The organism is Mycobacterium sp. E2462, from assembly GCF_001672685.1.
Taxonomy (GTDB): domain Bacteria; phylum Actinomycetota; class Actinomycetes; order Mycobacteriales; family Mycobacteriaceae; genus Mycobacterium.
Map to the genome: position 1 here is coordinate 1 of NZ_LZKC01000371.1, position 8,422 is coordinate 8,422.

An 8,422-nucleotide genomic window follows, 5' to 3' on the forward strand; every position below is an offset into this window, starting at 1 on the left:
AACCATCTCGGCCTCAAGGGCACCCGGTTCGGCTGCGGGTTGAGCCTGTGCGGGGCGTGTTTTGTGCTGGTCGACGGCAAGCCGACCTATTCCTGCCAAACACCGCTGTGGGCGGTGGCAGAGAAGGCCGTACAGACCGTCGAGGGGCTCAACGACGGCGACCGCCCGCACCCGGTGGTCCGGGCCCTCATTGCGGGGCAAGCCGCCCAATGCGGGTACTGCATGTCGGGCATCGTGATCGCCGCGGCGGCACTGCTGGCGGATAACCCCGACCCCACCGAGGAGCAGGTGCGCACCGCCCTCGATCCCACCTTGTGCCGATGCGGTTCACACAACCGAGTGGTGCGCGCCATTCTTCGGGCCGCCGCCGATATGCGCGGGCCTGCCACCGGGGCCGATGATGTCAACCACTGAGCTGCCACCCTCCCTGGCCGCGAACCCCGCCCTGGGCCGCTGGATTCGCATTCGCGCCGACGGCGTGGTCGAGGTGCGTTCGGGCAAAGTCGAATTGGGCCAAGGCGTGCTGACAGCGCTGGCGCAAATCGTCGCCGAGGAACTCGATATCAACCTGACCCGAGTGCGGATGCTCGCCACGGCCACGGACGTCAGCCCCGACGAGGGGTTCACGGCAGGCAGCCGTTCCATTCAGCAGTCCGGGGCGGCGTTGCGTCAGGTGTGCGCCGAGGTGCGGGCCATCTATGTGCACGCCGCTGCGGACAAGCTCGCCGTCGCAGCCGAAGAATTGGAGGTGCTCGACGGCGTGATCCGGCGGCGCGCGGAGCCCCGCCGATCCGGCATCAGCTACTGGGACCTGGCCGACGACACCTTGCTGGACCGCGAGGTTACCGGGCAGGCGCGCCCGAAGGCCGAAGGGGACTACACGCTGGTCGGGAGCAACGCCGCGCGCCTAGACTTGCCCGAGAAGCTGACCGGTGCGCCGCGTTTCTTGCACGACCTGGCCTTGCCCGGGCAGCTTTACGGCCGAGTCCTGCGCCCGCCGTCGCCCGGGGCGCGGCTGCGCGACGTCGAGCTCGCCCCGACCCGGGCCCTGCGCGGTGTCGTCGCGGTGGTGCGCAACGGCGACTTCGTGGGAGTCGTAGCCGAGCAGGAAGAGATTGCGCTGCGCGCTCGCGACCGGCTTGCCGGTGACGCCGACTGGCGGGAATGCCCCACCCTGCCCGACGAGGCGGACCTGCCCGGCTTCTTGCGGTCGGCGCCGGCCGACACGACGGTGCTCGGCGATCGCGGCTTGGCGGATCCGGCCTCGGCTCCCCGGCCGGCGCGGACCCATTCGGCCAGCTACCACCGCCCGTATTTGTCCCATGGGTCGCTGGGCCCGTCGGCGGCGGTCGCGCTCGCCCATCCCGACGGGCGCCTGGAGGTGTGGTCGCACAGCCAGGGCGTGCACCAGCTGCACCGGGAATTGGCGGCCGCGCTCGGCATCGATCTCGGCCGGGTGGTGGTCCGGCACGTGGAAGGCGCGGGCTGTTACGGGCATAACGGCGCTGACGACGCCGCGCTGGACGCCGCGCTGCTGGCCCGCGCCGTGCCCGGGCGGCCGGTCCAGGTGGTCTGGTCGCGGCCGGACGAACTCGGTTGGGCGCCTGTGGGTCCGGCCGGGCTCGTCGAGCTCAGCGCCGATTGCGGGGCGGCGGGCGAGGTACTGGCCTGGCGCCACGAGATTTTCAGCGGCAGTTACATGGGCCGGCCCGGCACCACGGAAACCAATGCGCTGCTGGCTGCCGCCCACCTGACCGGGGGGCAACCGATTCGCGCCGGCGGTGAGCCGCCCCCGGAGTCGGGGGGCGGGGCCGGCCGTAACGCATTGCCGGGCTACGACTTTCCCGCCTACCGGGTGGTCAACCACCTGCTCAATGTCATGCCGCTGCGGACCTCGGCGCTGCGATCGCTGGGTGCGCACCTCAACGTCTTCGCCGCCGAGTCTTTCTTGGACGAGCTGGCCGCTGCCGCCGGGCGCGACCCCCTGGAATTCCGGTTGGCCCAACTGTCCGACGCGCGCGGGCGGGCGGTGCTGGAGCGTGCGGCGCGGCGTGCCGGGTGGGCGCAGCGCACGCGCAAGGACTCGGTGGGGCACGGTATCGGCTATGCGCGCTACAAAAATTCGTCTGCCTACTGCGCGGTGATCGCCGAAGTGCACGCCGTCGCCGAGGTCCGCGTTCGCAGGCTGACCCTGGTGGTGGACGCCGGGCTGGTCATCAACCCCGACGGCGCGGCGAACCAGATCGAAGGCGGCGCGATTCAAGCCACCAGCTGGACGCTCAAGGAGCGCGTTCGCTTCGATCGACTGCGGGTCACCAGCACCACCTGGGAGACGTACCCGATCTTGCGCTTCTCCGAAGTGCCAGCTACGGACGTGGAACTGGTTGCCGGACAAGGCAATCCCCCGCTGGGGGTGGGAGAATGCGCGCAGGGCCCCACCGCGGCGGCGATTGGTAACGCTGTCTACGACGCGCTGGGCGTCCGGGTGCGCACTCTGCCGCTGACCACCGAGCAGCTGATCGCGGCGATGCCCACCTAGCGGCGCGGCGCGGCAGGCACCCGGGTCAGGGCCGCGTCCCGCTGGTTTCGGGATGATCGCCGACCGGGTGGTCATGGTGAATTCGCCCGGCCAAACCGGTCAGCGGCCTGCCGCCTCCGCCGTAGCGGCGGCCGATGATGTCGGCGGCAATTGACACCGCGGTCTCCTGCGGGGTCCGGGCGCCGATGTCGAGTCCCAGCGGGCTGGACAAACCGGCCAGCTCACCGTCGGTCAGTCCTGCCGCTCGCAGCCGGACCATCCGTTCGTGATGCGTTGGGCGCGATCCCATTGCCCCCACATATCCCACCGCGTCGAGGCGCAGCGCGATCTGCAGCACCGGAACATCGAACTCGGCGTCGTGAGTGAGGACGCAGATCACGGTGCGCGCGTCGATGGCCCCGCGCGCCACCTGTTCTGCCAGGTAGCGGTGCGGCCAATCAATTACTACCTCTTGCGCGTCGGGGAACCGGGCCGTCGTGGCGAACACCGGGCGGGCATCGCACACCGTCACCTGGTAACCCAGTAGACGACCCTGCTGCGCCAGCGCCGCGGCGAAGTCGGTCGAACCGAAGATCAGCATGCGCGGCCGCGGCGCGGCGCTGGACAGGAAAACCTGCATGCCGCTCCCCGGGCGTTGGCCCTCGGGCCCGTATTCGCGGATCGCGGTGCAGTCCACGGCCAGGAGCGCACGAGCATCGTCGATGGCCGCCGCATCCGCGCGCGGCGAACCGAGCGTTCCGATGATCGAATCGGAGGTCACGACGAGCCGCCGGCCCAGCCTCGCGGGGTCAGGGTGAGCGATCACGGTCGCGACGGTGACTGCGCGGTCGGTCGCGAGGCGCTCGGCCAGCTGGTCCAGATGCGGAAAGGTGGCCGGCGATATCGGCTCGATGAAGATGTCGAGGGCACCGCCGCAGGTCAATCCCACTTCGAACGGATCTCCGGTCGCGGCTCCGTAGCGTTCCAGTCGCGCGGTCCCGTCGTGCGCCACCGCCGCCGCCGAGTGATAGACGGCTCCTTCCACGCACCCACCCGACAGCGACCCGCTGACCGCGCCGTCCGGCGCGACCAACAAACACGCCCCTGGCAGTCGGGGCGCCGAGTGCTCGGTCCGTACCACGGTGGCCAGTCCCGCAGTGCCGCCCGCCCGCCATATCGCCATCAGCTCCGCAAGCACGTCCTGCACGCGTTCCACGGTAGGCGCAGTTGGCCTGTCTGTGGACGCGACCGCGCGGACAGCACCCGTCGACCCGCGCGCAAGCCAGCCACCTCCCGGCTACCCGGGGTGGTGCGGATGCGGTTCGTCGATGTCGTGACCGTCGGCCAGATCACCGCACTGCACCATGACGAGATCGGTACGGCCCCGCAGAAAGGCGGCGGCGCCGGAGTCCCCGGACAACGAAGCCAACAGTGCGGGCCAGTGTTGGCGGGCGACTACTACCGGATGCCCGGGACGCGCATCGAAATACGCTCGTACCAGCCCACTTTGGGCCCGCACCGCTCGGCTCAGCACCCGCGCCACTACAGCCGCGCCGACGTCGGGTGTGTCGATGACATGTAGGACCGCGTACTCTCCGCCCGAGCGCTCGGCCTGCTCTAGGCCAGCACGCACCGACGCGCTCAATCCTTGCTGCCAGTGCTCGGCGACGACCGCGGTAACACCCGGGGGTGGCGTCACCTCAGCCGCGCCCAGGACCAGCACCACCTGCGTGCAACCGCCGTCGCGTAACGCCCCGACGGCGGCATCCAGCCAGCCGGGCACCAGTACCTTCGGCTTGCCGTAGCGGCGGCCCGCACCGGCCGCCAACAGCACCCCGACGCAGCGCGGCGATGCCGGTCTCGAGCGGGCCCGCCAGGTCGTCCTCGGTGTCAACGTGCGCCGGATTCTCCGCCGCGCCGGGCACTGGATCGCCCTGCCGCCGAGGCGCTTTCGCCGCCATTGGCCTGGGCCGCGGCACCCGAGGTGGCGTTGTCGACGAGGACGGCCGCGATGGCCGCGGCGGTGGCGAAGGTCTCGTCGTTGAGGACCCGATTGCGTGCCGAGGCGCCATCCAGCAACAGCGCCAGTTGTTCACCAAGCTGCTCGGGGTCGGCGGCGCCGGCTTCGCGGGCGGTGTCGGTGAGGCGCGCGGCGAAGGCCTTCTTGTACTCGCGGGCATGCAGCCGTGCCGGGTGGGCCGGGTCGTGGATTTCGACGGCCGCGGCGATGAACGGACACAGGGGCCCGTGGATGTCGAAAGCGGCGAGGAGTCGTTCGCGGGGTGTGAGGTCGGCGCGGTCGAACACCTCGGGCAGCAGGTCGGGATCGAAACGGCGTAAGTGTTCGGCGATCAGCTCGTCCTTGCTCGTGAAGTGTTGGTAGAACGTGCGTTTGGACACCTGCGCCACGGCGCACAGCTGGTCGAGCCCGGTGCCGTTGATGCCTTGGTCGCGAAACAGTTGCCGCGAAGCGTTCAGGATGCGCTCTCGCGCTCCCCTGCCGCGCCGCAGGCCCTGAGGCCCTTTCTCCAATTCCGCCATATGCCCAGCGTAGGCCATTTGGGTACTGATCGGTGTGCATAACTTGATATCGATGCGACAGCCCTCTACGCTAAGCACACAGATTGGTGTACATAACTCAAGTGGTAGCGCAACAGGAACGGTAGTGATCGTGGGAAAACTCGACGGCAAGGTCGCGGTGATCACCGGTGCGACGACCGGTATGGCGTTGGCCGGCGCCAAGTTGTTCGTCGACGAAGGCGCGCACGTGTTCATCTCGGGTCGCCGGAGGGACGCGCTAGACCAAGCGGTCGAACGCATTGGTCGCAACGTGACCGGCGTGCCGGGTGATGCGGCCGACCTCGACGACCTGGACCGTCTGTTCGACACGGTGAAGCAAGAAAAAGGCGCGATCGATGTGCTGTGGGCGAGTGCCGGGACGGGCGAGCCTTGTGCCCTTGGTGAGATCACCGAGGAGCATTTCCATGCCGCCTTTTGGTTGAACGCACGTGGCACGCTGTTTACGGTCCAGAAGGCGCTGCCGTTGTTCAACGACGGCGGCTCGATCTTCATGACCGGGTCGAACGCCTCGCTGAGGGGCTATCCCAATTGGAGTGTGTATTCCGCCAGTAAGGCCGCGCTGCCGGCCTATGCGCGCGTGTGGGTATCGGAGTTGCGGGACAGAAACATTCGGGTCAATGTGCTGACCCCGGGTCAGGTCGCTACTGCCAAACAAGAGGAGTTGTTCGACGAGGAGACGAAGGCGCAGTTCGAGTCGCTGATCCCACGCGGCAAGATGGGCCGTCCCGAGGAAATCGCCTCTGCCGCGCTGTTTCTCGCCTCGGACGACTCGAGCTACGTCAACGGCATGGAGCTGGTTGTCGACGGCGGAACGACGGCGGTCTGAGCGCTGCGCCGCCCGCATCCGGCTGTCGGACCCGCTCACTTGACGAATCGCCGACCGAACCGCCAAACAGGTCGGCGCGGGTGAGGCAAGTGAAAGAAGACAAGGAGTAATCATGACCACCGTGGCCCTCCACCGTGAGACCGTGGAAGCGTTCGTCGACTGCATGCACGGCGGCGGCGACGACGCGCTTTCCGGCCTCCTTGCCGGAGACGTCGTGCTGTCCGGACCTCTCAACGCGGAACCACTGACCGGCCGCAAGGCGGTGCTGGACGCTATTCGGGCCCTCGGCACCGTCGCGACCGATCTCGCCTACGAGGAGATCCTCAGTGGGTCGACGCACCACGCCGCCCGGTTCCGGCTGCGGATCGACGACACCGTAGTCGACGGTGTGGACTTCTTCCGGCTCGATGAGGACGGCAACATCGGCGAGATAACGATATGGTGGCGACCGCTACCCGCCGGCGTCGAGATGCAGGGGCGCGTTGCGGGTGTTCTTGGCATGCAGCCTTGGACGCTGCTGACGGGCGTGCAGTGACGTTGCGCCGCAACACTTTCCCGACCATGGGCGTCGGCCGCACCGAGGAGGGCTCGGCGGCAGGCTAGGGGGCGAATACGTCAACTTACTGGGTGGCGGACGCCGTGCGCGGCGGTCGGAATCGGTCCCCCGTTCGGTCGATGGACGATTAGGCTGTCCCCCAGATCGGAGGAGGCGCGGATGACCGTTGAGCGATCGAGAACCCTCGGGGTGTTGCGGTGACGCCGCCCCGGCGCAAGCCGCCTCAACCCGAACCGGTTTGGCTCGACGACGATCAACAGCGGGCTTGGCGTCAAATCCTGTCGCTCATCATGGAACTCCCGGCGGCCTTGGAAAGCGATCTGCAGCGCACCACCGGATTGACGACATTCGAGTACCTCGTGTTGGCCAATCTCTCCGAGGCCGACCTACGGACACTGCGGATGTCGGAGCTCGCCTCGCGGGCCAACTCTTCGTTGTCGCGGTTGTCGCACGTGATTCGGCGCCTGGAAAGCAACGACCTGGTAGAGAAGCGAGTGTGTCCTGATGACGCCAGAGTGAGCGTCGTCGAGCTCACCAAAGCGGGAATGAAGAGGGTCGTCGACGCGGCACCCGTACACGTCGCCAAGGTGCGCGAGTTGGTGGTGGAGCCGTTGACCAAGGCGGACCTGATGCAGCTCGGCAGAGCGGCCGAGGCCATCACCGACCGGATTGCCGAGCGCAGCTAGCCGCGGCGGTATGCCGATGCCGGGCGAACCGCTCGGATGCGGCGAAAGACGCGGCAGCTCGACGGCGAGGCGGAAGTTGCAGGGCCGACGCTCAGCGACGCTTTTTCGGAAAACATTGTGAATTCGACATGTTCGATGTCGGTCACCGCGACAGGGCTGCCGGCGCACCTCATTTATCTGAGTTGCAAAGAACTACTCAGGGTGTTAGCGTCGCACTGGTTACCGGGCGAGAGGACCCGACTATGCCGATGATCGACGCCTTCATCCCCGCAAACACTCTCGAGCCTGACGCCGAAAAAGAGCTCGTGCGCAAGGTGACCGACCTGATGGTCGGCCACGAGTTGCGTCGCATCGTGGACCTGATGGACGATCCGGCGGAGGTGAAAGCCAGCCATGCACGCGCCATGGAAGTTGCATGGCTGTTCGTGCACCGTACCGACACCTACGTCGCCGGTGAGTCGACGACGGCACCGTTCTACAAATTCCACGTCAGCGTCCCGGAAGGCCAGGCCGACATGACGTTTCGCGAGTCGATCGTCCCCGACATCACCCGCGCGGTGGCCTCGGCGGAAAACGGCAAATGGCGGCACGTCGCCGCCCGCGTGTGGGTGTTCGTCCACGAGGTGCCGGACGGGAGCTGGGGCGCGGGCGGCGCACAATTCTCGATCGGACGCATCGTGGGCTACATTGCCCCCGGCCTGGCCGGACAGGCCGAAGAACGTCTCGAAACCCAGCGCCGTGAAGAGGCGCGCGCGACGGTGAGGCTGGCGTCGGGTGAGGCGTCCGCGGTATGAATTCCCGACTGCAGCTGCAGGTTTACAGCTGACCGGCCCGCGAGCTGGCCGGCGGCAAGGGCACTTTCTCGCCAGTTACCTCGACGCTCATCTTCGGCCCCTGAGAGGCGCTCCTCGTTGACGCGCAGTTCGTCGACGACGGCATCGATGTGGGTGAACGTGATGCGCGAGCGCTATCCGGGTCACGGAAATTTGACGACCCTCGTCGCGTCCGCGGCGTCGGCAGTGCGCAAGGACCCCGTTGTCCAACGATGAAGATCGCCGGGTCGAGAATCCGACGCCGTCCCGGGCCGGGGCCGGGCGCGCGGCGTGCGGGTTGACGATCGGGGCGGCCAGCCGTCGCGATCGTCTGCAATGCCGCGGCGACAAATCGTGACTTGGCGGCGCCCCGGCCCGGGACGGCGTCGGATTCTCGACCCGGCGATCTTCATCGTTGGACAACGGGGTCCTTGCGCACTGCCG

Annotated in this window: 9 protein-coding genes; 6 read left to right on the forward strand and 3 right to left on the reverse strand. The window is 68.1% G+C overall.

What is annotated here, in order from left to right; genetic code table 11:
- Window positions 1-414: (2Fe-2S)-binding protein (locus A5714_RS19545; RefSeq protein ID WP_068287977.1), on the forward strand; the 414-nt coding region annotated here is incomplete at its 5' end.
- On the forward strand, window positions 401-2,539 hold the full coding sequence (locus A5714_RS19550) for a molybdopterin cofactor-binding domain-containing protein (protein WP_156747402.1): 2,139 nt from the start codon (window positions 401-403) through the stop codon (window positions 2,537-2,539). The genes A5714_RS19545 and A5714_RS19550, both read left to right, overlap by 14 nt.
- Before the next feature lie 25 nt (window positions 2,540-2,564).
- On the opposite strand, the gene A5714_RS19555 is transcribed toward A5714_RS19550, so the two are convergent.
- The 3 genes from A5714_RS19555 to A5714_RS19565 form a co-directional block, all read right to left on the reverse strand.
- Window positions 2,565-3,725 (reverse strand): XdhC/CoxI family protein, encoded by a 1,161-nt coding sequence (locus A5714_RS19555; protein WP_068288000.1) that lies wholly within the window; start codon window positions 3,723-3,725, stop codon window positions 2,565-2,567.
- A 90-nt stretch (window positions 3,726-3,815) separates the two neighbouring features.
- Window positions 3,816-4,412 (reverse strand): NTP transferase domain-containing protein, encoded by a 597-nt coding sequence (locus A5714_RS19560; RefSeq protein ID WP_068287983.1) that lies wholly within the window; start codon window positions 4,410-4,412, stop codon window positions 3,816-3,818.
- Window positions 4,409-5,059 (reverse strand): TetR/AcrR family transcriptional regulator, encoded by a 651-nt coding sequence (locus tag A5714_RS19565; protein WP_068287986.1) that lies wholly within the window; start codon window positions 5,057-5,059, stop codon window positions 4,409-4,411. The genes A5714_RS19560 and A5714_RS19565 overlap by 4 nt, the downstream gene beginning before the upstream one ends.
- A gap of 130 nt (window positions 5,060-5,189) precedes the next feature.
- Here A5714_RS19565 and A5714_RS19570 point away from each other — a divergent pair, with 130 nt between their 5' ends.
- The 4 genes from A5714_RS19570 (at window position 5,190) to A5714_RS19585 (ending at window position 7,960) form a co-directional block, all read left to right on the forward strand.
- Complete coding sequence (locus A5714_RS19570) at window positions 5,190-5,924, forward strand: SDR family NAD(P)-dependent oxidoreductase (RefSeq protein ID WP_068288002.1); 735 nt, start codon at window positions 5,190-5,192, stop codon at window positions 5,922-5,924.
- A 112-nt stretch (window positions 5,925-6,036) separates the two neighbouring features.
- On the forward strand, window positions 6,037-6,459 hold the full coding sequence (locus tag A5714_RS19575) for a nuclear transport factor 2 family protein (RefSeq protein ID WP_068287993.1): 423 nt from the start codon (window positions 6,037-6,039) through the stop codon (window positions 6,457-6,459).
- A gap of 218 nt (window positions 6,460-6,677) precedes the next feature.
- Window positions 6,678-7,166 (forward strand): MarR family winged helix-turn-helix transcriptional regulator, encoded by a 489-nt coding sequence (locus tag A5714_RS19580; RefSeq protein ID WP_068287996.1) that lies wholly within the window; start codon window positions 6,678-6,680, stop codon window positions 7,164-7,166.
- A 242-nt stretch (window positions 7,167-7,408) separates the two neighbouring features.
- On the forward strand, window positions 7,409-7,960 hold the full coding sequence (locus A5714_RS19585; protein WP_068287998.1) for a tautomerase family protein: 552 nt from the start codon (window positions 7,409-7,411) through the stop codon (window positions 7,958-7,960).
- Window positions 7,961-8,422: the final 462 nt, after the last annotated feature.